Annotated in this window: 19 protein-coding genes, 1 tRNA gene and 3 pseudogenes; 17 read left to right on the top strand and 6 right to left on the bottom strand. The window is 69.8% G+C overall.

Features of this window, described 5'->3' with window-relative positions:
- The first annotated feature begins 80 nt into the window (after positions 1-80).
- The gene (locus ACLQ27_RS25805) at positions 81-1,832 is read left to right on the top strand and encodes a CTP synthase (RefSeq protein WP_234581864.1); all 1,752 of its coding nucleotides are present in this window, start codon (positions 81-83) and stop codon (positions 1,830-1,832) included.
- Positions 1,829-2,434 carry an NUDIX domain-containing protein gene (locus ACLQ27_RS25800; protein WP_234581863.1) on the top strand — a complete coding sequence of 202 codons (606 nt, stop codon included), beginning with the start codon at positions 1,829-1,831 and terminating at the stop codon, positions 2,432-2,434. Before ACLQ27_RS25805 ends, ACLQ27_RS25800 begins: the two co-directional genes overlap by 4 nt.
- Before the next feature lie 86 nt (positions 2,435-2,520).
- Here the strand turns inward: ACLQ27_RS25800 and ACLQ27_RS25795 are convergent, their stop codons facing one another.
- Positions 2,521-2,826, bottom strand: a complete 306-nt coding sequence (locus ACLQ27_RS25795; RefSeq protein WP_425869079.1) for a TM2 domain-containing protein — start codon at positions 2,824-2,826, stop codon at positions 2,521-2,523.
- Positions 2,827-3,071: 245 nt separating this feature from the next.
- On the opposite strand from ACLQ27_RS25795, the gene ald reads away from it, so the two are divergent.
- The 9 genes from ald to ACLQ27_RS25750 all read left to right on the top strand — a co-directional run bounded on the left by ald (position 3,072) and on the right by ACLQ27_RS25750 (position 11,791).
- The gene (gene ald, locus ACLQ27_RS25790; RefSeq protein ID WP_234581862.1) at positions 3,072-4,187 is read left to right on the top strand and encodes an alanine dehydrogenase; all 1,116 of its coding nucleotides are present in this window, start codon (positions 3,072-3,074) and stop codon (positions 4,185-4,187) included.
- A 39-nt stretch (positions 4,188-4,226) separates the two neighbouring features.
- The gene (locus tag ACLQ27_RS25785; RefSeq protein ID WP_425869077.1) at positions 4,227-5,192 is read left to right on the top strand and encodes a site-specific tyrosine recombinase XerD; all 966 of its coding nucleotides are present in this window, start codon (positions 4,227-4,229) and stop codon (positions 5,190-5,192) included.
- A gap of 181 nt (positions 5,193-5,373) precedes the next feature.
- Positions 5,374-6,297, top strand: coding sequence for a ParA family protein (locus ACLQ27_RS25780; RefSeq protein WP_088990243.1), 924 nt, complete (start codon positions 5,374-5,376; stop codon positions 6,295-6,297).
- Between the two features lie 41 nt (positions 6,298-6,338).
- The gene (locus ACLQ27_RS25775) at positions 6,339-7,481 is read left to right on the top strand and encodes a segregation and condensation protein A (protein WP_425869075.1); all 1,143 of its coding nucleotides are present in this window, start codon (positions 6,339-6,341) and stop codon (positions 7,479-7,481) included.
- Positions 7,474-8,496: an SMC-Scp complex subunit ScpB gene (gene scpB / locus ACLQ27_RS25770; protein WP_425869073.1), complete on the top strand. Its 1,023-nt coding sequence runs from the start codon at positions 7,474-7,476 to the stop codon at positions 8,494-8,496. The genes ACLQ27_RS25775 and scpB overlap by 8 nt, the downstream gene beginning before the upstream one ends.
- Entirely contained in the window at positions 8,483-9,253 is a 771-nt protein-coding gene (locus ACLQ27_RS25765) for a pseudouridine synthase (protein ID WP_234581858.1), read from the top strand. The genes scpB and ACLQ27_RS25765 overlap by 14 nt, the downstream gene beginning before the upstream one ends.
- Positions 9,254-9,447: 194 nt before the next feature.
- Complete coding sequence (cmk, locus tag ACLQ27_RS25760) at positions 9,448-10,128, top strand: (d)CMP kinase (protein ID WP_425869071.1); 681 nt, start codon at positions 9,448-9,450, stop codon at positions 10,126-10,128.
- The gene (gene der, locus ACLQ27_RS25755) at positions 10,125-11,528 is read left to right on the top strand and encodes a ribosome biogenesis GTPase Der (protein ID WP_234581856.1); all 1,404 of its coding nucleotides are present in this window, start codon (positions 10,125-10,127) and stop codon (positions 11,526-11,528) included. Before cmk ends, der begins: the two co-directional genes overlap by 4 nt.
- Before the next feature lie 189 nt (positions 11,529-11,717).
- Positions 11,718-11,791, top strand: a tRNA-Pro gene (locus ACLQ27_RS25750).
- Between the two features lie 69 nt (positions 11,792-11,860).
- Here ACLQ27_RS25750 and ACLQ27_RS25745 read toward each other — a convergent pair.
- The 4 genes and pseudogenes from ACLQ27_RS25745 to ACLQ27_RS25730 all read right to left on the bottom strand — a co-directional run bounded on the left by ACLQ27_RS25745 (position 11,861) and on the right by ACLQ27_RS25730 (position 14,917).
- A pseudogene (locus tag ACLQ27_RS25745) lies at positions 11,861-12,962 on the bottom strand (site-specific integrase).
- Positions 12,963-12,994: 32 nt separating this feature from the next.
- A pseudogene (locus ACLQ27_RS25740) lies at positions 12,995-13,210 on the bottom strand (helix-turn-helix domain-containing protein); the annotation flags it as partial.
- 67 nt (positions 13,211-13,277) lie between these two features.
- Positions 13,278-14,018 (bottom strand): annotated as a pseudogene (locus tag ACLQ27_RS25735) (replication initiator); the annotation flags it as partial.
- Between the two features lie 338 nt (positions 14,019-14,356).
- Positions 14,357-14,917, bottom strand: a complete 561-nt coding sequence (locus ACLQ27_RS25730; protein ID WP_425869069.1) for a hypothetical protein — start codon at positions 14,915-14,917, stop codon at positions 14,357-14,359.
- A gap of 286 nt (positions 14,918-15,203) precedes the next feature.
- Here ACLQ27_RS25730 and ACLQ27_RS25725 point away from each other — a divergent pair, with 286 nt between their 5' ends.
- The 3 genes from ACLQ27_RS25725 (at position 15,204) to ACLQ27_RS25715 (ending at position 18,242) form a co-directional block, all read left to right on the top strand.
- Positions 15,204-16,046, top strand: coding sequence for a sigma-70 family RNA polymerase sigma factor (locus tag ACLQ27_RS25725; protein WP_425869067.1), 843 nt, complete (start codon positions 15,204-15,206; stop codon positions 16,044-16,046).
- 59 nt (positions 16,047-16,105) lie between these two features.
- Complete coding sequence (locus ACLQ27_RS25720; protein WP_425869065.1) at positions 16,106-16,852, top strand: hypothetical protein; 747 nt, start codon at positions 16,106-16,108, stop codon at positions 16,850-16,852.
- A 673-nt stretch (positions 16,853-17,525) separates the two neighbouring features.
- Complete coding sequence (locus ACLQ27_RS25715) at positions 17,526-18,242, top strand: hypothetical protein (protein WP_425869063.1); 717 nt, start codon at positions 17,526-17,528, stop codon at positions 18,240-18,242.
- 89 nt (positions 18,243-18,331) lie between these two features.
- Here ACLQ27_RS25715 and ACLQ27_RS25710 read toward each other — a convergent pair whose 3' ends face one another.
- Positions 18,332-18,925 (bottom strand): hypothetical protein, encoded by a 594-nt coding sequence (locus ACLQ27_RS25710; protein ID WP_425869061.1) that lies wholly within the window; start codon positions 18,923-18,925, stop codon positions 18,332-18,334.
- Between the two features lie 663 nt (positions 18,926-19,588).
- Here ACLQ27_RS25710 and ACLQ27_RS25705 point away from each other — a divergent pair.
- The 3 genes from ACLQ27_RS25705 (at position 19,589) to ACLQ27_RS25695 (ending at position 22,539) form a co-directional block, all read left to right on the top strand.
- On the top strand, positions 19,589-19,726 hold the full coding sequence (locus tag ACLQ27_RS25705) for a hypothetical protein (protein WP_357489439.1): 138 nt from the start codon (positions 19,589-19,591) through the stop codon (positions 19,724-19,726).
- Positions 19,720-20,256, top strand: a complete 537-nt coding sequence (locus ACLQ27_RS25700; protein ID WP_425869059.1) for a hypothetical protein — start codon at positions 19,720-19,722, stop codon at positions 20,254-20,256. Before ACLQ27_RS25705 ends, ACLQ27_RS25700 begins: the two co-directional genes overlap by 7 nt.
- Before the next feature lie 834 nt (positions 20,257-21,090).
- A complete protein-coding gene (locus tag ACLQ27_RS25695; RefSeq protein WP_357574792.1) occupies positions 21,091-22,539 on the top strand; it encodes a hypothetical protein in 1,449 nt (482 codons plus the stop codon).
- The last annotated feature ends 319 nt before the right edge of the window (positions 22,540-22,858 follow it).

Raw genomic sequence — 22,858 nt, 5'->3', positions numbered from 1 at the left:
AATCCCGTGGATCGCGTGATCACTTTGCTGATCGAGCACGGCGGTCTGCATGACCGCGACAGACGACACGGGAGCAGGCCTTGGCCCCATCAGCACGGACGACCAGGCACATTTTCGTCACCGGGGGCGTCGCCTCCTCGCTGGGTAAGGGCCTCACCGCCTCCAGCCTCGGCAACCTGTTGACCGCGCGCGGGCTGCGTGTGGTGATGCAGAAGCTCGACCCCTACCTGAACGTCGACCCCGGGACGATGAACCCGTTCCAGCACGGCGAGGTCTTCGTCACCGAGGACGGCGCCGAGACCGACCTCGACGTCGGGCACTACGAGCGTTTCCTGGACCGGGCCCTGTCCGGCAAGGCGAACGTCACCACCGGCCAGATCTACTCCGACGTGATCGCCAAGGAGCGCCGGGGGGAGTACCTGGGCGACACCGTCCAGGTGATCCCGCACATCACCAACGAGATCAAGTCGCGGATCCTGGCGATGGCCGACCCGGACGACGACGGCGTCCTGCCCGACGTGGTCATCACCGAGGTCGGCGGCACCGTCGGCGACATCGAGTCGCTGCCGTTCCTGGAGGCGATCCGCCAGGTCCGCCACGACCTGGGCCGCGACAACTGCTTCTACCTGCACGTGTCGCTGGTGCCGTACCTGGCGCCGTCGGGCGAGCTGAAGACCAAGCCGACCCAGCACTCCGTGGCGCAGCTGCGCAACATCGGTATCCAGCCGGACGCCATCGTGCTGCGCTGCGACCGGGAGATCCCGGTGAAGCTCAAGGAGAAGCTGTCGCTGTACTGCGACGTCGACGCCGAGGCGGTGGTCGCGGCGCCGGACGCCCCGAGCATCTACGACATCCCGAAGGTGCTGCACCGCGAGGGGCTCGACGCGTACGTGGTGCGCCGGCTCGGGCTGTCGTTCCGGGACGTGGACTGGGCGAGCTGGGACGACCTGCTGGAGCGGGTGCACCGCCCCCGGCACACGGTCACCGTCGCGGTGGTCGGCAAGTACGTCGACCTGCCGGACGCGTACCTGTCGGTGAGCGAGGCGATCCGGGCGGCCGGTTTCGGTCACCGGGCGCGGGTGCAGCTGCGCTGGGTGCCCAGCGACGAGTGCGTCACCCCGGCCGGCGCGGCGGCGGCCCTGGCCGGCGTGGACGGCATCCTCATCCCGGGCGGGTTCGGCGTCCGTGGCATCGAGGGCAAGATCGGCACGGCCCGGTACGCCCGGGAGAACGGCATCCCCCTGCTTGGCCTCTGCCTCGGCCTGCAGTGCATGACGATCGACGTGGCCCGGCACCTGGCCGGCCTGGACGGCGCCAACTCGCTGGAGTTCGACGAGCAGGCCGCGCACCCGGTCATCGCCACGATGGCCGACCAGGAGGACATCGTCGCCGGCAAGGGCGATCTGGGCGGCACCATGCGGCTCGGGGCGTACCCGGCGACGCTGACCGAGGGCTCGATCGTCGCCGAGGCGTACGGCAGCACCGACATCAGCGAGCGGCACCGGCACCGCTACGAGGTCAACAACGCCTACCGGGACGCGCTGACCAAGGCGGGCCTGCACATCTCCGGCACCTCCCCGGACGGCCGGCTGGTCGAGTTCGTCGAGCTGGACCGGGATCTGCACCCGTTCTTCGTGGCCACGCAGGCGCATCCGGAGCTGAAGAGCCGTCCCACCCGCCCGCACCCGCTGTTCGCGTCGTTCGTCAAGGCCGCCGTGACGTACTCGCAGGCCGACCAGTTGCCGGTCGACCTGGAGGCGGCGTCGGAGGCCCCGTCGACGCGCAAGGCCGCCCGCAACGGCGCCGCGACGAAGGCCGCGTCGGCCTCGTGAGCGACCTTGAGCACCGCTACGAGGTGCGCTCCCGCGAGGAGCGCTACCGGGGTCGGATCTTCGACGTGGTCACCGAGGAGGTGACCATGCCGGGCGGCGGGACCGCGCTGCGCGACCTCGTCCGGCACGTCGGGGCGGTGGCCGTGGTGGCCCTCGACGACGCCGGCCAGGTGGTGCTGATCCGGCAGTACCGGCATCCGGTCGGCCGGCACCTGTGGGAGCTGCCGGCCGGGCTGATGGACGTCTCCGGTGAGGAGCTGCCGGCCGCCGCGCTGCGGGAGCTGGCCGAGGAGGCCGATCTCACCGCCGGGCGGGTCGACGTGCTGGTGGACCTGCACAGCTCGCCGGGGTTCACCAACGAGATCGTCCGGGTGTTCCTGGCCCGGGACCTTGCCGACGTGCCGGCGTCCGAGCGTCACGAGCGCCGCGACGAGGAGGCCGACCTGCAGATCGTCCGGATGGCCCTGGACGAGGCGGTCGACATGGTCCTGGCCGGCGAGATCACCAACGCGTCCGCGGTGGCCGGGCTGCTCGCGGCCGCTCGCGCCCGGGACACCGGCTTCGCGGCGCTGCGTCGCGCCCAGGCGCCGCTGCCGCGCTGAGCGCCGCCGCCGGTCCTTCCCGATCGGTGCGTACGCACGAAGGGGCCCCGCCGTCGGCGGGGCCCCTTCGTATGTCGCGGTGCGGGTCAGTCGCGCAGCGGGCGGCCCTGCGCGTCCGTGCCGCCGTTGACCAGGATCAGGATGCCGTCGATGACGCCCCAGAGCGCGCCGACGCCGCAGGTCACCAGGCTCACGACGAGCTGGAGAACGGCGATCTTGGTGTGTCCGGTGTAGAACCGACCGGCCCCGAAGGTGCCGAGCAGGATGCCGAGGATGCCCGCGACGACCTTGCTCTTGTCGGAGTAACCCGGGGCGTACCCCGGCTGGTAAGGAGGAGTGGTCATGGGCGGACACACTAGTGATCCACTCGCCCGCTGTCCGCACCGCCACACGTCAGATGGGACGATAATGGGCGAACACTGTCCTGACGGCTGAGGTGACGTCCCACTGCCGGCCCGTTCGGCGCCCTGACACTCCGTCAGGTCACCCGGGCACCGGATGCCACTGTGCTGGCTTCCAGCGGGGTCGGGCACGCCTAGACTGCCGCCGGCGGGACCGGTGGACCGTGGCGGCAACGGGGCCGTCGCGGCACCGAGCAGTCGGGGGGAACCCAGCCCCGAAGAGAGGTGTCTGCATCGTGAAGGTCGGAATCCCACGCGAGGTCAAGAACCACGAGTACCGCGTGGCGATCACGCCGGCGGGCGTCAACGAGTTCACCCGCAGCGGCCACCAGGTCTTCGTCGAGTCCGGCGCCGGCGTCGGCTCCAGCATCACCGATGAGGAGTTCGCCGCGGCGGGCGCCACGATCCTGGCCACCGCCGACGAGGTGTGGGACACCGCCGAGCTGGTGCTCAAGGTCAAGGAGCCGATCGCCGAGGAGTACCACCGGATGCGCGAGGGGCAGGTGCTGTTCACCTACCTGCACCTGGCCGCCTCCAAGGAGTGCACGGACGCGCTGATCGACCGCAAGGTCACTGGCATCGCGTACGAGACCGTCGAGCTGCCCGACCGGTCGTTGCCGCTGCTCGCCCCGATGTCCGAGGTGGCCGGCCGGCTCGCCCCGCAGGTGGGCGCGTTCTACATGATGCGCACCGGCGGCGGGCGCGGCGTGCTGCCCGGCGGCGTCTCCGGCGTGTACGCGGCGAAGACCGTCGTCATCGGCGCCGGCGTCTCCGGCATGAACGCCGCCGCCATCGCCCTGGGCCTGCAGTCCGAGGTGCTGCTGCTGGACAAGAACGTTGCCCGGCTCCGCCAGGCCGACGCCATCTACCGGGGGCACCTGCAGACCGTCGCCTCGAACGCGTACGAGATCGAGCGGGCCGTGCTCGACGCCGACCTGGTCATCGGCGCGGTGCTGGTGCCCGGCGCGAAGGCCCCGACGTTGATCTCCAACGAGCTGGTCTCCCGGATGAAGCCGGGCAGCGTGCTGGTCGACATCGCCATCGACCAGGGTGGCTGCTTCGAGGACTCGCGCCCCACCACGCACGCCGACCCGGTCTACAAGGTGCACGAGTCGATCTTCTACTGCGTGGCGAACATGCCCGGCGCGGTGCCGAACACCAGCACTTACGCGCTGACCAACGTCACCCTGCCGTACGCCCTGGAACTGGCCAACAACGGCTGGCGCGAGGCGCTGCGCAACGACCCGGCCCTCGCGTTGGGCCTCAACACCCACGACGGCCAGGTCACCTACGGCCCGGTCGCCGAGGCGCACGGCATGACCGTGCTCCCGCTGGCCGACGTCCTGGCCTAGAGCGGTGGCGGTCTGAGCGGGATCACGCAGCAGGCCGGCGTGGGCGCTGAGCCCGCGCCGGCCCTGCGCCGTGCCGTGCGCGGCTACCTCGACCACCTCACCGTCGAGCGCGGCCTGTCCGCGAACACCCTCGCGTCGTACCGCCGGGATCTGGACCGCTACCTCACGACCCTGGCCGACGCCGGCGTCGCCGACCTCGCGTCGGTCGGCGCCGGTGTCGTCGAGTCGCACCTGGCCCGACTGCGCGCCGGCGACGACGACCATCCGCCCCTGGCCGTGTCGTCCGCCGCCCGCGCGGCCAGCGCCGTCCGCGGCCTGCACCGCTTCGCGCTGCGCGAGGGACTGGCCGGCGCCGACCCCAGCCGCGACGTCCGCCCGCCGACCCCGCCGCGCCGGCTGCCCCGGGCGCTGGGAGTCGACGACGTGGTCCGGCTCCTGGAGACCGCCGGTGCGATCACCGCGACCGGCGAGGAGGCGCCTCTCGCGCTGCGCGACCGGGCGCTGCTGGAATTCCTGTACGGCACCGGCGCGCGGATCTCCGAGGCGATCGGCGCCGCGATCGACGACCTCGACACCGACGAGGGCACCGTGCTGCTACGCGGCAAGGGCGGCCGGGTGCGGCTGGTGCCGATCGGCGGGTACGCCGTCGAGGCGGTACGCGCCTACCTGGTCCGGGCCCGACCCGCCCTGGCCGCCAAGGGCAAGGGAACCCCCGCGGTCTTCGTGAACGCGCGCGGCGGAGCGCTGTCCCGCCAGGGCGCCTGGGCCATCCTGCGTCGCGCCGCCGGGCGGGCCGGCCTGCCGGTCGAGGGCGCCGCCGCGGTCTCCCCGCACATCCTGCGCCACTCGTACGCCACCCACCTGCTCGACGGCGGCGCCGACGTCCGGGTGGTCCAGGAGTTGCTCGGCCACGCCTCGGTGACCACCACCCAGGTCTACACCCTCGTCACCGTCGAGCGGCTGCGCGAGGTGTACGCCACGGCCCACCCGCGCGCCCTCGGCTGAACCCCGGCGGTCGTCGGCTTCGACACGCCGGGCCGGTGCCGAACGCCCTGCTGGTCGGTGGCGTACAGTCGGCATCGGCGCGGACCTCCTGGGGCGACACGACCGGGGTGCGCAGCGGCGCCGCGAAGGACGTCGGACGGCTCCGACGCCGGGTGGGTCGTCGGGAGGGGGCAACGAGGACATGGCTGGCAACGGTGACCGTGCCGAGACCTGGACGTCGGAGCTCCGCGAGCAGCAGGCCACGCTCGGCGCGGACCTGGGTCCGGCGGATCCGGCGGCCTACACCATGCGCAAGCCGATCCCCGAGCCGATGCCCACCGATCGGCACGGCCCGGCGCGCATCATCGCGATGGCCAACCAGAAGGGTGGCGTCGGCAAGACCACGACCACCATCAACCTGGGCGCGGCGCTGGCTGAGTACGGCCGCAAGGTGCTGCTGGTCGACTTCGACCCGCAGGGCGCGCTCTCGGTGGGTCTCGGGGTCAACCCGCACAACCTCGACCTGTCCGTCTACAACCTGCTCATGCAGGACGACGTGACAGCCGAGGACGTCCTGATCAAGACCGACGTCGCGGGTCTGCACCTGCTGCCGGCCAACATCGACCTCTCCGCCGCCGAGATCCAGCTCGTCAACGAGGTCGCCCGGGAGATGGCCCTCGCCCGGGTGCTGCGCTCGGTGCGCAAGGAGTACGACTACATCCTGATCGACTGCCAGCCCTCGCTCGGCCTGCTGGCGATCAACGCGCTGACCGTCGCGCACGGCGTGCTCATCCCCCTCGAATGCGAGTTCTTCAGCCTGCGCGGTGTCGCGCTGCTGCTGGACACCATCGACAAGGTGCGCGAGCGGCTCAACTTCGACCTGGAACTCGAAGGCATCCTCGCCACCATGTACGACAGCCGCACCACCCACTGCCGTCAGGTGCTCCAGCGGGTGGTCGAGGCGTTCGGCGACAAGGTCTACCAGACGGTCATCACCAAGACGGTGAAGTTCCCCGAGTCCACCGTGGCCGGTGCCCCGATCACGACGATGGACCCGGCGTCCTCCGGGGCGCGCAACTACCGTCAGTTGGCCCGTGAGGTGATCGCCGCCCAGTCGGAGCGGTAGCCGGAACGCCAGGTGTCCGTGTCGTGGACTACGGTCGTGCGGTGACCGCGCCACCCCTCGACCCGCCCGAAGCCGCTGCTGCGGCAGTGGTCGACGGTGTACGACCCGCCGAACCGGCTACCGACCCGGTGGCCGACACGGCTGCCACCGGCTTCACGGTGCGGCTGGCCAACTTCACCGGCCCGTTCGACCTGCTGCTGCAACTGATCGGCAAGCACAAGCTCGACGTCACCGAGGTGGCCCTGCACACGGTCACCGACGAGTTCATCGCGTACATCCGCGCGATGGGCGACAGTTGGGACCTCGACGAGGCCAGCGAGTTCCTGCTCATCGCCGCGACCCTGCTCGACCTCAAGGCGGCCCGGCTGCTGCCGGCCGCCGAGGTGGAGGACGAGGCGGACCTCGCCCTGCTGGAGGCGCGCGACCTGCTGTTCGCCCGGCTCCTGCAGTACAAGGCGTACAAGGAGGCGGCGGCGCACATCGCCGAGTTGGAGGCGGTCGGCGGTCGGCGGTATCCCCGCGCGGTCAGCCTGGAGCCCCGCTACGCCGAGGCGCTGCCCGACCTGGTGCTCGGCATCGGCCCGCAGCGACTGCTGAAGCTGGCCGTGCGGGCGATGACCCCAAAGCCCGTGCCGGAGGTGTCCATCGCCCACGTGCACATGGTCCGCGTCAGCGTCCGGGAACACGCGGCGATCCTCGCCTCCCGGCTGCGCCGGGCCGGCACGGCGACGTTCTCGCTGCTCTGCGCGGACTGCGAGGCCACCCTGGAGGTGGTGGCGCGGTTCCTGGCGCTGCTGGAGCTGTACCGGGAGGGCCTGGTGGCCTTCGTGCAGGAGCAGGCCCTGGAGGAGCTGACCGTGCGCTGGACCGGCCCGGTCGACGGCGAGACCGAACTGCACGTCGACGAGTACGCCGGCACCCCCGCCGACCCCGACCCGGCCCCAGCGCCGGAGCCGGCGGGCGAGCCCGGGCCCGGGAAGGCGCTCGTCGCCGAGCCGGAGCCGGCGGGTGAGGATGGGCCCGGGTTGGCGGGGGAGGCTCCGCCGGCGTTCGTGGCTGCGCCGGAGCCGGCGGGGGAGGCTGCGTCGGTGTTCGTGGCTGCGCCGGAGCCGGCGGGGGAGGCCGGCTCGGAGTCCGTGGGAGCGGGCGGAACGGGAACGACGGAGGGTGAGCGGGATGAGTGACGAGGAACGCCGGGACTCCCTGGCCGACCAGGCCGCCGCCTGGGTCCCGCCGTGGGAACGCCCCCGCCGAGCAGCCCCCACAACCGCTGCGCCCGCTGACCCTTCCGAGGCCGACGAGCCCTCCGCGGCCGACGTCGAACGCGACTCCCCGCCGGCCGCCGTTGCGGCCGACCCCGTTCCGCCGGTAGCCGCAGAAGATCGTGGAAGCATGCCGCCCTTCCTGGGGCCGGAATCGTCCACCATCTCCGCCGAGTCCGCCGAGTCCGCCGAGTCCGCCGAGTCCGCCGAGTCCGCCGAGTCCGCCGAGTCCGCCGAGTCCGCCGGGGCCGAGTCCGCTGAGCCTCGTGAGGCGGTCGGGGTGGCCGAGGCCGGTGCGGCTCAGGTGGGGGAGGGGGCTGCTGGCGTACCTCGGCGGGAGTTTGTGGGGCGGCGGCGGGTGACGGCCGCGCCGGAGCCCGCGCCCGACCTGCCCGACGCCGAGCTGCGCGGCGCGCTGGAGGCGATCCTGCTGGTGGTGGACGAACCCGTCAGCGAGCTGGTCCTGGCGCAGGTGCTGGAGCAGCCGGCCGAGCGGATCGGGCCGATGCTCGACGAGATCGCCGCCGGTTACACGGCCGCCGGGCACGGGTTCGAGCTGCGGCGGGCGGCGGGCGGTTGGCGGTTGTACACCCGGCCGGAATACGCTACGTACGTCGAGCGGTTCGTCCTGGACGGGCAGTCCGTGCGGCTGACCCAGGCGGCGTTGGAGACTCTGGCCGTGGTCGCGTACAAGCAGCCGGTGACCCGGTCGCGGATCTCGGCCATCCGGGGTGTCAACTGCGACGGCGTGATCCGTACTCTGCTCACCCGCGGCCTCGTTGAGGAGTGCGGCGCCGAACCGGACAGCGGGGCGTTCCTCTACCGGACCACCACGCTGTTCCTGGAGAAGCTCGGGCTGAACACCGTCGACGAACTGCCACCTCTCGCACCCTTCCTGCCCGACGACGTAGAAGAGCTTGCTGATGCGACCCGATAACCGTTCCCCGAAGTCCGACGCCCCCGTCTATGAGGGGGCGGAGCGCCTGCAGAAGGTGCTCGCCGCCGCCGGCGTGGGCTCCCGGCGTGCCTGCGAGGACCTGATCTTCCGGCGTCGGGTGACCGTGGACGGGCGCGTCGCGAAGCTCGGCGACAAGGTCGACCCGGCCACCGCGGTGATCCACGTGGACGGGGAGCGCCTCCAGGTCGACATCCGTCTCGTCTACGTGGCGATGAACAAGCCGCGTGGCGTGGTCACCACCATGGCGGACGAGAAGGGACGCACCGAGCTGGCCGACTTCATCGGCAGACGGCTGGATCAGCGGGTCTACCACGTCGGGCGGCTCGACGCGGACAGCGAGGGCCTGCTGCTGCTCACCAACGACGGCAACCTCGCGCACAAGCTCATGCACCCGTCGTACGAGGTGCTCAAGACCTACCTCGCCGAGGTGGTCGGGCCGATCCCGCGCAACCTCAGCAAGCGGCTCCTCGCGGGCGTGGAGCTGGAGGACGGACCGGTCAAGGTCGACTCGTTCAAGGTGGTGGGCACCCTGGGTAAATCCGCCCAGGTGGAGCTGAGCCTGCACGAAGGGCGCAAGCACATCGTCCGGCGGTTGATGGACGAGGTCGGGCACCCGGTCACCCGTCTGGTGCGTACCTCCATCGGTCCGATCCGGTTGGGCGACCTGCGCACCGGCCGTCTCCGGCGGCTGACCAACGCCGAGGTCGCCGCCCTGTTCAACGCGGTGGGTGACTGACCCCCGAGTTCGGGGTACGGCTGCCGGTAGGCTCGCGACGGCCGGAACGCGGCCGCCGGAGGTGGCGTGGGTCGCCTCGGGCGGCGGCGCGCGTGGGTCCGCCAGGGACCCCGGGCATGATTGATGACGATTGACAACCGCTTGCGGCGCCAGAGCACCGGGCGATCCGCGAGGTACGGGCTGAGGAGGACACGGTGGAGGAAAACGTACGGGCCGGGCGATGTGTGGTCGCTGTGGACGGGCCGTCCGGTTCGGGTAAGTCCACCGTGTCGCGGCGGCTCGCCGCCGGCATCGGCGCGCGCTACCTGGACACCGGGGCGATGTACCGGGCGATCACGTGGGCCGTGCTGCGCTCCGGCGTGGACCTCACCGACGCCGCGTCGGTGGCGAAGGTGGCCGGCGAGGTCGACCTGCGCATCGGCACCGACCCCCAGGGGTACGGCGTGACCGTCGACGGTGTGGGCGTGGACGCGGACATCCGCGGCGCCGAGGTCACCGGGGCGGTCTCCGCCGTGGCCGCGGTGCCGGCGGTCCGTGAGCTGCTGGTCGCCCGCCAACGCGAGATGATCGTCAACGCCGGCCGGATGGTGGTCGAGGGCCGCGACATCGGCTCGGTCGTGGCGCCGGACGCCGACCTGAAGGTCTTCCTCACCGCCTCCGAGGCGGCCCGTGCCGCCCGGCGCAGCGCCGAGGACGCCGCGGACGTGGCGGCCACCGCCGCCGACCTGGCCCGCCGGGACCGGCTCGACTCGACCCGCAAGGTCAACCCGTTGGCCCAGGCGCCGGACGCCGTCGTGCTGGACACGACCGAGCTGGGCATCGACGAGGTCGTCGTGCGGCTGCGTGACCTGCTCACCGAGCGGGGCGTGGCATGAGCGATCCAGGTGGATGGGTGGAGTTGCGCGAACCCGACGTCGCCGTCGAGGAGCCGACCGGCCCGCAGCCGGTGGTGGCCGTGGTGGGTCGTCCCAACGTGGGCAAGTCCACTCTGGTCAACCGGATCATCGGCCGTCGGCAGGCGGTCGTCGAGGACATCCCCGGCGTGACCCGGGACCGGGTGCCGTACGACGCGCAGTGGAACGGCCGGTCGTTCACCGTGGTGGACACCGGCGGTTGGGAACCGGACGCGAAGGACCGGGCCGCGGCCATCGCGGCGCAGGCCGAGACGGCCGTGGTCACCGCCGACGTGGTCCTCTTCGTGGTCGACGCGATGGTGGGCTCGACGGACGTGGACGAGGCCGCGGTGAAGATGCTGCGGCGCAGCGCCAAGCCGGTGATCCTGGTGGCGAACAAGGCCGACAACACCGCCATCGAAATGGAAGCCACCTCGTTGTGGTCGCTCGGCCTCGGCGAGCCGTTCCCGGTGTCCGCGCTGCACGGACGCGGCTCCGGTGACCTGTTGGACGCCATCCTCGCCGCGCTGCCGGAGGCCCCGGAGATCGTGGAGAACCGGCCGCGCGGGCCGCGCCGGGTGGCGCTCGTCGGCCGGCCGAACGTGGGCAAGTCCAGCCTGCTCAACAGGTTCTCCGGCGAGGAGCGGGCGGTCGTCGACTCGGTCGCCGGCACCACAGTGGACCCGGTGGACAGCCTGGTCGACATCGGCGGTCAGACCTGGCAGCTGGTCGACACGGCCGGTCTGCGCAAGCGGGTCGGCAAGGCCAGCGGCACCGAGTACTACGCCAGCCTGCGTACCGCCGGCGCCATCGAGGCCGCCGAGGTCGCCGTGGTGCTGCTGGACGCCAGCGAGCCGATCAGCGAGCAGGACCAGCGGATCCTGACGATGGTGACCGAGGCGGGCCGGGCGCTCGTCATCGCGTTCAACAAGTGGGACCTGGTCGACGCCGACCGCCGGTACTACCTGGACAAGGAGATCGACCGGGAGCTGCGCCGCATCCCCTGGGCGATCCGGCTGAACCTGTCCGCGATGACCGGCCGCGCGGTGGACAAGCTGGCCCCGGCCCTGAACAAGGCCCTCGCCAGCTGGGAGACCCGGGTGCCGACCGCGCACCTCAACCAGTGGCTCACCGCGCTGGTGCAGGCCACCCCGCACCCGGTGCGCGGCGGACGCGCGCCACGCATCCTGTTCGCCACCCAGGCCGGGGTGGCGCCGCCGCGGTTCGTGCTCTTCACCACCGGCCCGCTGGACGCCGGATACCAGCGCTTCGTCGAGCGCAAGCTCCGCGAGGAGTTCGGGTACGAGGGCAGCCCCATCGAGATCTCCGTACGCCCGCGCAAGAAGCTCGGCCCCGGCGGCCGAGGCAAGGCGCACGGCTGACCCCGCACACCCCAGAAATGCCGGATGGTCCCTCGAGATCATCCGGCATTTCTCTACCCCACCCTCCTAGGACGCTCTAGGCGGTGTGCGGTGGTTCGCGGCCCACACGACCGGGGTGGGGCCTGTGCGGAGGACCGGCAGGTGCTGCGCTAAGCTGTACCGGCTGTCGCAGGGGAAGCCTTGCGGGGGCGGGACGTGGCGCAGCTTGGTAGCGCACTTGACTGGGGGTCAAGGGGTCGTCGGTTCGAATCCGGCCGTCCCGACGCAGCTCAGAGGGCATATCCGATCGATGGATATGCCCTCTTCTCGCGTCCGGGTGACTAACTGAGTGACTACGCCTCAGCGTTGAAGATCCTATCCATGGCCACGGCACCGTCGAGGAGTACCGGCCGTAGTTGGTGCCGGTAGACGCTCTCGGTGACGGTCGTGCCGGAGTGCCCGCAGAGGTCTGCGATCTGTTCGATGCTCACGCCGCTGTCGGAGAGCAGCGAGACGAAGCTGTGCCGCAGCTCGCGAGGTGTCCAGTCGCGCGGGTCGAGGCCCGCTCTGGCGACGACAGGGCGGAATGCCCGCAGCACGTTGTGCCGATCGAGGGCAGTGCCGGTGGCGGAGACGAAGACGAGGCGGTCAGCGGAAGGCTGGCCCTGGTCCTCGTGGTGGGTGGTGAGCGCGATGACGCACCGGGCCGGCAGGGCCAGGGTGCGGCGCGACTTCCTGGTCTTGGTGTCACCATCGGCGCGAATCGAGCGCCATGCCTGGATGGAGGGCGGCAACGGCGACTCGTTGGCCGGTTTGCCCTTGAGGTCGACATGCGCCCAGGTGAGCGCCCGCAGTTCCTCGGTACGGGCACCGGTAAGCAGGGAGACCACGATGTAGGCGTGCAACGGGCTGCCCTCCGCAGCCACCAGGAGTGCCTTTGCCTGGTCGAGGGTCAGTGACTTCGAGGGGACGGCCGCCTCGACCGCTGGGGACGGCGCAAAGCGCGACGACGTTCCGCTTGACCTTGTCCCGCGCCATGGCCCGATTGACCGCGCGGTTCAGCAAGGAATGGATGAGTCGAAGGGTTCGGGTGCTCAGGTGTTGGGCCTTGCCCATGAGCCAATGGTCGACGTCGGTCGCGGTGAGGTCCCGCATCTTTCTCGCGCCGAGTTCGCTGATGATGTGTGAGTTCGCGAGGGTCGCGTAGTTCGCTTTGGTGCTCTCTGACTGTCTGCTGAGCCCGTACGTCAACCAGTCGTTGAGAGCATCGGCCACGGTTTGCCCATCCTGGACGAGCGCCAGGCCGTCTTCGTAGTCGCGGATCTTTTCCCGCAGTTTGGTGCGGGCTTCGGTCTTGGTCTTGCCGCTGCCGTTGCGCACGATGCGCTTGCCGGCCGGGGTGTAGCCGACGGTGACGGTGGCGATCCAGCGTTGCCGGGACTCGTCCCAGTGCAGGCCGCCTTCTCCTCGGGCGCGGCGGGTGGTCGTCGGGTGCCTCCTTTCAGTGCTTCCTGTTGGAGCAGGTCGACGTAGGCGGTGATGGCGGCGGCGGGGACGAGGCGGGTGCGGCCTTGCCGGACGGTGCGCAGCCGGCCAGCGCGGATCTGTTCGTAGATCACGGACCGGGACAGGCTGAGCAGTCGCGTCGCCTCCGGGATGCGGTAGAGCGCCTTTGCTGGTGCGTCGAGGGCGGGTGCGGTCAGTTGGTGCTCCTTCCATCGGGGACAGGTTGACCGTCAAGGCGGGCTTGACGGTGGATCGGTGGCCGGGTCAGGCGGCGGCAAGCAGTTCCTCTCGTGCGATCTCGTGTCGCTCCCGGGCCATAGCGGCGGCGGTGTTGGCCAGGAGTGCGTCTCCGGTGGTGCGCCAGCCGGAGCCGGCGTAGGACAGCAGGCCGACGATCAGGGTCGTCTCTTCCGGCTGCTCGGCCCATTCGTGGCCGTGTTCGGTGCGTCGCCAGATGATGCGGGCGTCGCGGAGGATGCGGAAGGTGACGGAGTAGCGGCGGCTTTTGGTGAGGAAGTGGCCGCCGAAGCCGAGCATGTGTGCCCAGCGTCGGAGCTGTTGCCAGTCGCGGTGACTGCCGAGGGTCCAGCAGGCGTCGATGAGCCGTTCCGGATGGGTGCCGTGCTCATTGGCGTAGAGGTCGATGACGTCACTGGTGAGGCGGCGGGAGACGTGGCCGGTAGTTTCGGTGCGCTTGGTGGCGTACTTGGCGAGGTAGCCGGCGACCTTGCCGTCGGTGATGTCGCCGTCGGCGTTGACCGGCCGCACGTCGAGGCCCTTGCCGGGGTCGCCCCAGGTGATGCGCCAGCCGGCCGGGTTCGCGGGGTGGGGGCGGGTGGTGAACGCGACGACGGCGGCGGCGTGTTGCACGGCGGCGACCAGGTCGTCAACGCCGAGAGCGGCCGGCGGCGGGATCACGGCGTCGGGGTTGTCCGGGTCGACGCCGTCGAGGCGGATGACGGAGTGGTAGTGCACGACGCCCCGGCGCTGCATTTCGGCGACCTTTTGCTCCTGCTTGCAGGAGCCCCAGATCCGGCGTGTCACGGCGACTTCGGCGCGGACGTCGGCTGAGCTGTCGTAGCGGGTCTTGTCGCAGTAGGCGATGTTGGCCGCCCGCGATGCGGCGTCGAGCCGGTAGATACCGGCCAGGCCGAGCCGGGCGATACCGGCGACGGCAAGGGCCCTGATCTGGCTGGCGGACAGGGCGTAGGGGTTCGCCGGGATACCGGCGGCGTGGACAGTCACGGCGAGTTCACCGTTGGTCAGGCTGTCCAAGCGCAGGAGGGGAGTCCGCTCCGGACGAGCGGACGGGGACAGGGACGGACGGACCGGCGTGATGGTCATCAGGCCACCGCCTCAGCCGACGTGGTGAGGCTGTGGTGCCAGGCGGCGACAGCGCCAGCGGGCGTCCGAGCGGCCCGGGTCAGGCCGTGCCGGAAGTGGTGGACGAGCCATCCGGCGTCACGACGGGCCTCGGAGCCCGGCAGGAGCCCTTCCCATCTCTGCCACTGGCAGTTGCTGACGGACTCCTGGGCCTGACGGGCGATCTCCTTGATGGTGTGCAGGCCGACGCGGTTGATCTGGTCGACAACGACCGCCGCGAGTTCGGCGTGACTGGGGACCTGGCGGGAGTTGTACCGCATCTTGGAGGAGAAAAAGATGACCTCAAGTTCGCGGTCGGTCAGCGCCGCGAGGTCAACGGGTACGGGCGTGCCTGCCGGGGTGTGCGGCAGAGCGATGACGGTTGCCGTGGTGTCGGCGGGTTGACGGGTGTCCGGTGCAGGGACAGAGGTGGAGTTGTCCGAGAGGATCGCGGACAGGCAGGCCAGCAGAGCAGCCCGATCAAGGACTGCGGGCAGGTTCAGCGCCACATCAGGGGCCAGCGCGTCAGCAAGCGTCGCCACAGCAGAACGCAGGCGAGCTTGAGACGACGCCGAGGAAGTGCCCGGGGCGCGATGAGCAGGACGAACGGTACGCTGGACAGGCATCGTGATTCCTTTCGCAGAGGGCCGATGCACCTGGCCTCAGCGGGTGGCAGCCCGCTGGGGCCTCTTTGCGCTCCCCATATCCCCTGTAAAGGGGGGTTGCGCATCGATGTGTGCTGAGGTTACGCAAGCCCCCTTGCTGGGGTCAAGCCCCGTTCTGAGGTAAAGTACGTTGAACGTCTAGCGCACCGATCAGGGAGGGGCCGTGGAGATCGCTCCACTGGGCTTGGCCGAGATCCAGGACCCGGGAGAACGGGCACGCAAGGCCAGCGACCTGATCGACGAGCATCAGGCGGCGGTGAACGAGCTGTCGCGGCTGCGCCGTGAGGCGCTGGACGAGATGGTGTCGCAGGGCATGACTCACGCCCAGATCGCCCAGGTCGTCGGAATGACCCGTGCCCGTGTCGGTCAGCTCTTGTCGTCTGGGCCCCGGCCCGAGCGGGCGATGCTGGGTACCGGGCCGCTCACCGTGGCTGTCGGTGGCAAGTTCGAGGCGGGCAAGAAGGATCCGTACGCGGTCGTCTCCGCCGAGATGCTTGCCGCGTACGAGAAGCTGTCCAACCTCGCCCGGGGACTCGGGTTGAAGACCGAGTACGAGGTGGTGCCGCCGCCGGGGATGGTTGACCTGAACCGCACGAACCTGGTTGTGGTCGGCAGCCCTCGGATTCTGCCTTTCGTCGGGCAGGTGCTCGCCTCTGACCCGAAGCTGGGATTCGGCAAGGACGACGGCGGCCTGTACCTGGTGAACCATCAGACCGGCGAGGAGTTCCGCTCCCCGTCGGACAAGGGTGAGCCGGTGGACTACGGGTACATCGGTCGGCTGCCGCGACCGGACGGACGTGGGACCTTTCTGTACCTCGCCGGCATCCACGCCTTGGGCACCCTGGGCGTCGCGCAGTACCTCGAAGACCACCTGGACGAGCTGTACCGCGAGGTCAAGAACCGGCGGTTCTCGCTCCTGGTGGCCTGCACCTACGACCCGGACAAGCGCGCGGTGAAGAAGGTCGACGCGCTGACGCCCATCTACCGCACCGAGGGCGTGGCCTGATGTATGTCGCGACGGCCTCCGAGGCTGGCAACCCGAAGTCGTCCAACGAGGACTGGGCTATGGCTAGCGAGAACCTGATCGTGGTTCTCGACGGCGCGACAGCGCGCACCGGCACCGGATGCACGCACGGCATCGCCTGGTACGCCGCCAAGCTGGGTTCAGCCCTTGCCGGCCTGGCCGCCGACCGCGACTCCGAGCTGGCCAACGCGCTCATGTACGGCATTCGTTTCACCGCAGACCAGCACCGCGACACCTGCGACCTCAGCCACCCCGGCACGCCCTCAGCGGCCACGGCCATGCTGAGGCTCAAGGACACCGCGCTTGAGTACCTGGTGCTCGGTGACGTCACCGTGCTCATCGACACCGCAGACGGCATCCAGGTCATCACGGACGACCGGGTCGACCAGACCGCCCGCGCCGAACGCGAAGAAGCCGACCGCCACCCGTTCGGGTCGGCCGAGAAGCAGGCCGCGCTGTTGCGGATGAAGCACGCCGAGCTGGCCGCCCGTAACCAGCCCGGCGGGTACTGGGTTGCAGCCGCAGACCCGTTCGCCGCCCAACACGCCATCACCGGAGAAGTCTCGCTCGACAGCGTCCGACGAGTCGCCGTGCTCACCGACGGAGCCGCCCGACTAGTGGCCCTGTTCGGCCTGCTCGACTGGCCCGACGTGCTCGACGTCTTGGAGCAGAACGGCCCCACCGAGCTGATCCGCCGGGTACGCGCCATCGAGGCCGCAGACCCGTCCTGCATGAAGTGGGCACGCAACAAGCGCAGCGACGACGCCACCGCCGTCTACGCAGCCTGAGCAGCCGATACGCCAAGCGGGGACGCCGGCTGCCGGCGAAGTGGTGAGAACTTTCTGTACGTCTTCAAGGCGGCCCTTGACGGGCCGCACGCGCCGCCGCCTGGGCGCGCGTCCGTCGCTCCGCTAGCGCTCCGACTCCGGCCACGCAACACGCCCGGCGGCTGGCGCGGAAAGCGGGAAGCCCAGGGGCCGCCGCAGCCGGAATAGCGGAGAGGGGCGAGATCCGCAGCCGGCCGCGCCGCGCTTGAGCAGCGCGGCGCAGGTGACGCACCGCCGGGTCCGCGCGGCAAGCCCCAAGCATGGGGGCGGTGTCCGCCGAGGGCATGCCGGTCGTCCAGGAGCCGGCTCCGCAGCCCACTTACGGTCAGGTCAACTGCTCACCTGGGAGGGGGAGGGGTGGCCGCCGGTGGCCAGCTCCGACCCCGGGAGCCGGGTCCGTACCAGTCGAGGTCGGGTCAACTGCGCCACTGTGGCGGTGTCCGCCGGGGACCGGTCCGTGACACGAGAGCCGAGTCAGCCCGCTCCGGCAGCGTCCGAAACTGCGTCGAGACCCGCTTTACGCGGCGAGCCGGGCGGCGGCCCGCTCCCCGGGAGGGCTGGTCGACGCAGACGGGATGGCACCAGCGCGGGTTCTGTGGGCATGGCCCCCAGGCAGTGGCTTAGCCTAGGGGCCATGGCCACGGAATACTCCACTGAGGACCGAGTGGAACTGGCGCGCGCAGCAGGTGATGCCCTGCTGACGGTGGGCACGATGTTGCGTAGCAAGGAATCAGAGCCTCAGCAATCGAGAGCGATCGGCATCGTGACGCAGATGGCTGGGGAACTCATCCTCGGGGCGGTCGATCTTGCATGCAAGGGTAACCACTATTCGAGCCTTGCCCTTCACCGGCAACTTCTTGAGGTGTTTCACCTACTCGACTTCTTTGCGAACGATCCGGAACGGGCTGCTCGATGGATTGTCACCCCCGATAGGGACTTCGCTAAACCGTCGAACGAATTCAGGCCGGCGGCACTACGCACGGCGGGTGGATTCGACGGTACGCAATACAGTCAGCACTGCGCTCTTGCCGGCCATCCTCGTCCAGCTGGCCGTGTTGTCCTGCCGAAGGGCGAAGCATGGGCTCGGCCCCTACCCGTCACCTCAGCCGTCACGGGTAAGGATATGTTCATCAGCCTAAAGGACTTGGCCTTGTGTGACGGCCTGTTACATGCCCGAACAACATTCTTTGCTGCCGGACGGGCCATCGATGCACTTGGGCTAACAGACGACTTTGTAGAGCGGCTCGCGCCAACCTGGGCGGACCTTGAGCATTGGGCGAGCGAAGACCCAGGAGCGATGGTCAAATCTCGGGGTGCCGCTTCGGAGGTGACTCCGGCTGCGACGGAGTGACGGCCGCAGGCGTCGAACAATTCGCTTGGGGGTCAGGGCTTGGGAACGGCAGTCGTGGTTCGGACAATTCTGGGGCGTTATAAAGGCTGTCAAATCTGGTCTGGGACTGTGGCTGGTTGGCTGCTGGAGTCAGGCAGTCTTCCGGTGGTATTGAGGCGTTGCTGCAGAAGCTCGGATTGAGCGACCGACCCGCCGCTGACACCCAGCCCTGCACGGGCGGCGCGATAGAAGGCGTCGCGTGCCTCGTTGGCACGGTGTAGAAGATTTAGCAACGGCTCGTTTTCATTCGCGACGCCACGGGCGAGGTGTTCGATTCCCCAGATTGCGTCCCGCCAAGCTTGGGCGGCGCGGACGGTCGAGGCGTCACCGAGTAGCAGGATGTTTTCCCAGGCCAAGGTGTGTCGGATGTCAGCGTCGGTTAGCCGTGTGAGTCCTACCGCAGGGTCTATCCCTGACCACTGTGCAACGCCCGTGTCTTTGGCGAGGATCCTCACCGAGATCGCCCGAATTTCCTTGAGGACGTTAGCGAACTCAGCGTATGCGTCAAGCCGGCGCTCATCCCACCGGACGCTCAGGCTTCGCTTCCATCTACCCCTGTCGGCTACAAAAGTGGCTGCCACAGTGCCGAGTGCTCCGACCAAAACGCCAAGGAGCGCCGGTAGTTGTGCGAGGAGCGTGCTCATCTCTCCGAGGCTGTCAGACGACGTCAACCTCTAGCGGCTTGGTTCCGACACCGGTTGGTCTTGGCGATGCTTGAACCGCCCTGGGCAGCAGCGGGTGAGTGACCAACTGGGTGACGACGGGCATGAGCGGCGGTGGACGCCCACGGACACAGGTGGAGAGCTTTGGTAGCGAGGTTCTCATGAGGGCGCAGCTCAGCGCGCCGCATCAGTTGCCTGGGGGTCAAGGGGTCGTCGGTTCGAATCCGGCCGTCCCGACCGATTGACCTGGGGAGATGAAGATCTTCTCAGGTAACGGCGGTAACATCCGGTAACGGATGATCTTTGTGGGCGGTAACCGCGTGGGTGGTTTGCCGTTGGCGTGCCCCTTGCACAACGCTCTGACCTGCCGCTCCATCTGCGTCCTGGATGGAGCGGCAGGTCTGCTCCTGATTGCGCGTCAAGCGCTGCAGATGTTGCTGACTGTTGCTACGTTACAACTGGCCTGTTTGTCGCAGGGGTCGCGGAGATCAGCGGCGGTAACTGCACGATGCAGGACCGGCTGCGGGTCTGCCGGGCGGCGGAGGTCCGCTGTCCCAGCGGGGTGGCACCACCTACGGCACCACCTTCCTCACCGACGATCCGGGACCGGTCTCGGCCAAAACGGTCGCCCACGAGAAGGAACACGTGGCCCAGTGGAAGAAGGACGGTAACGTCTTCGGCTACATGTACACCCTGGAAAACGTTTGGGTGGCCAACGACCCGTGCCAGAACCGGTACGAGGTCGCGGCCGACGCCAAGGGGAAGTCGTACAGCCAATGCTGAAACGCGGACGGCGTCGGCTCTGGCTGCTGGCAGGGCTGCTGCTCTGCCTCAGCCAGCTGGGCGCCGCCTGCCAGCACCCGCGGCGCCCGGACTACCAGATTGGGTTCGTGCGCCTCGGTGACCGGCTGGCCGTCTACACCCCGATCTGTCCCGGCGACACCGTGCGGACGATACAGGTGCACGCAGTTCCGCCGGCGGAGAAGAGCGGCAACTCGGTGCTGCTCTGGGAGGCGGCGGACCCGGTCGAAACGGGTCCGGCCGGTGCGGACACCCGCGATGGGTTGATCGTCCTCGGGGCCGGCTTCGGCACCGTTCGGCAGGCGCCGCCCGCACAGTTCGACCGCACGCTATCGGTTGCGGTGGACACGGCGGACGGGCGGTCGTACTCCGACGCGGTCGCCCTGCCCGAGCAGGTGGCCCAGTTCCCGGCCGACACTCCGCTGGCGGCGCTCTCCTTCGACACCGACGACGGGCGGGTCAGCTACGACACGCTGCGCGCCCACTTCGAACGGGAGATCACCTGTCGCTGATCCCCGGACGGTCGGCGCTGCAGCGGATCACGGCACCACCCACGGTCAGCCCGCGCAGGGAGCCGGCTCGGCGGCGGTCTTGCCTGGTTGGGCGCGAGCACGCCGCCAAGTCGGTCATCGCAGGCGCGACAACGTTCGCGGCGACCGAGACGTGGTGCCTTCTGATTCCGGGGTTCTTGCTGAACGGCGCGGATCGCCCAGTGAACGCGGCACGCATCGGTAGCACCGACCACGACTGCTGCCCGCCTCGCGCCGACCGATAAGCGTGTGCAGCTTGTCCCGAGCGAAAGGGGCCAGCGCCGCTTGTCGAGGATGGGCAGAATGCGATAGGGGGATCTAGGGAGAGCGCTCGATATCGTTGCCCGACCTTGGACGATCCTCGCCGTGAGCGATGATCAACACTGTGTCGAAGTCCAGGCCTATGTCCCCGGCGGGCTAGTGTGCCGCGCCGGAAATTCGCCTACAAAACAGGGCGAGTGATTCGAGGATCTCTTCGGCGGTCTTGAACTGGCGTAGTGGCTGTTGGTGACGCACGGTGATGCATCGCTATCTGGCCTGCCTCCGCTGCCAGCGTTGTACCGGCCGATCACTTCCTTGTACGCGCCGCGGTGTCGGCCTTCCTGGGCCGCTACCGTGGGCAGACTTGCGTGGAGGGGCAGTAGAACCTCACCTCGGTCCAGAACACGAACGCGATCCCGAGCTGCGAGGGCCCGGTGAGGTCGTCCGTAGGATTTGGGAGTGGCCGACTTGAATGACGCACATGATCGAAGTTCGGCATCCGTGACCAGTTGGGCGAGGTTGTCGGTCAGCCACTGTCAGTACGAGGTGTCCGCCGTGCCGGGTGCGTCCGGGATGGGGATCTACACCCTCGGCGACGGCCTGCTGCACGTCGTCGGGCCGTATCAGCTCACCGGCTTCTGCGGCATACACACCGGTTGGATCGAGGCGCGTGTCCGTGTCCTGCCCGGGCCTCCCACGGGAGTCGACGTCGGCTGGGATGCGATCAGTGAGGCAACCCTCTTCAGTCCCAGCGGCCGGCTGTCGGTCGTCGGCCTGATGGGCGGCACTGCGGAGGCCCTCACCGACGTCGCTGTACCGCGCGGGTTGATCCGGGTGCGGGTGCACGCGCGCGAACGCCTGCACGAGACCGTACGCACCGACGACGACCCGCCCGAGCGGCACGAGGTGCACATCTGGGCGGTCACCGAGGAGACGCCATGGCGGACCGTGCTGGCCGACCCGGGGGACCGCGACTGGGAGCAGAAGCCGACGAAGGCCGCCGAGTGGGGGATGCTGTCACTGGTTCCGCGCCCGTCTGGTCGTCCGGCGATCCTGCCGCCGCTGCCACTTGACCCGTACGAGGACGATGCGGGCCTGTCCCGGGTGGCGGTGGTCCGCCACCGGCCCGCGCCGGTCGAGGTCCTGGAGGGAGTGCTGCCCGCCGGCGACCTTGAGGTCCGGCTCAAGCGGGTCGACGACGAGACTTTGCTGTGGTCGTGGTCCACCGCCGACGAACCGATCTTCCCCCGCCCGCTGGCAACGCTGCCGGACGACGAGCCGAGTACGGTACGGCTGACGTCCGGCCCCGACGGCTCCACGCTGCGGCACGAGGGAGTGTTGGGCCGGCACGCCTTCGCCCTCGGTCTGATCTGGGACCACCTGCTCGACACCACCGGGTCGCATCCGTGGATGACGACGTTGCGAGGGCAGGCGGCCGAGGCGACCGCGTTGGCCGAGAAGTCCCGCCGCCTGCAGGCCGAGCGCGACGCCGAGCGGTGGGGAGGTGCTCCACCGTCGGATCGTGTCCGCGGACTCTTCGGCCAGGCGCAGTCCCTGGCCCGCATTGACCGCCGGCTGCTCGACCGCATCGACGCGCTGCCCGCCGCCCGCCAGCGGGAGGCAGCCTGCTGGGCGGCCCGCCGGGCGATGCGGGTGGCAGGACTGGAGCAGATCGGGTGGATCGCCGCTGCGCTCGCCGACGCCGAGGCCGGCCGTCCGCTGCCGCGATCCTTCACCGAGCAGAGCGGCAGCGCCGCGTTTCACCGGCTCCTGTCCGATCCCGAGGTGCCCCACACCACAGTCGCGCTCCGCTTGGACGCAGGAGTTTTCCGCACACTCGACGTCACCGAGATGCTCCAGCAGGCCGCCGCGTTTCCCGCCCTGATCGCCCTGGCGAATGACGATCCGCTGGCCGCTGCGATCGACGCCGTCTACAACGCGGCAATCGCCCACGGTGACGGCGGTCACCGCTTCCTCACCGACGCCCACATCGCCTTGCGCTGACCTGGTTCGGCACGCGGAGTCGCAAGCCGGCACCCGAACGACGCGACCCTTCGCGCAGACGCGGTCGGTTGGAGGAGGCTCGGTTGAGCCAGGGGCGACCCACGGACCGGACGACACCGCCGCTCGCGCGGCGACGGGGCCCGTGGACAGCCGTCTGGGGAGCCCTTGTCACGCCGATTCTTGTACGTCACGGCGTACCTGCCTATGCACTCGGATCTGTACGCCGACGGCGGGACTTCCGGGACAGTTCCGCCAGCTGCAACATGTACGCCGTCCTGGCGTGTCGTGCCATTTCCGCGCGTACATCTGGATCGAGCAG

Origin of the sequence: Micromonospora sp. DT63, from assembly GCF_049841615.1 — a bacterium.
Classification (GTDB): domain Bacteria; phylum Actinomycetota; class Actinomycetes; order Mycobacteriales; family Micromonosporaceae; genus Micromonospora.
This window is presented reverse-complemented; position numbering and strand designations above follow the sequence as displayed.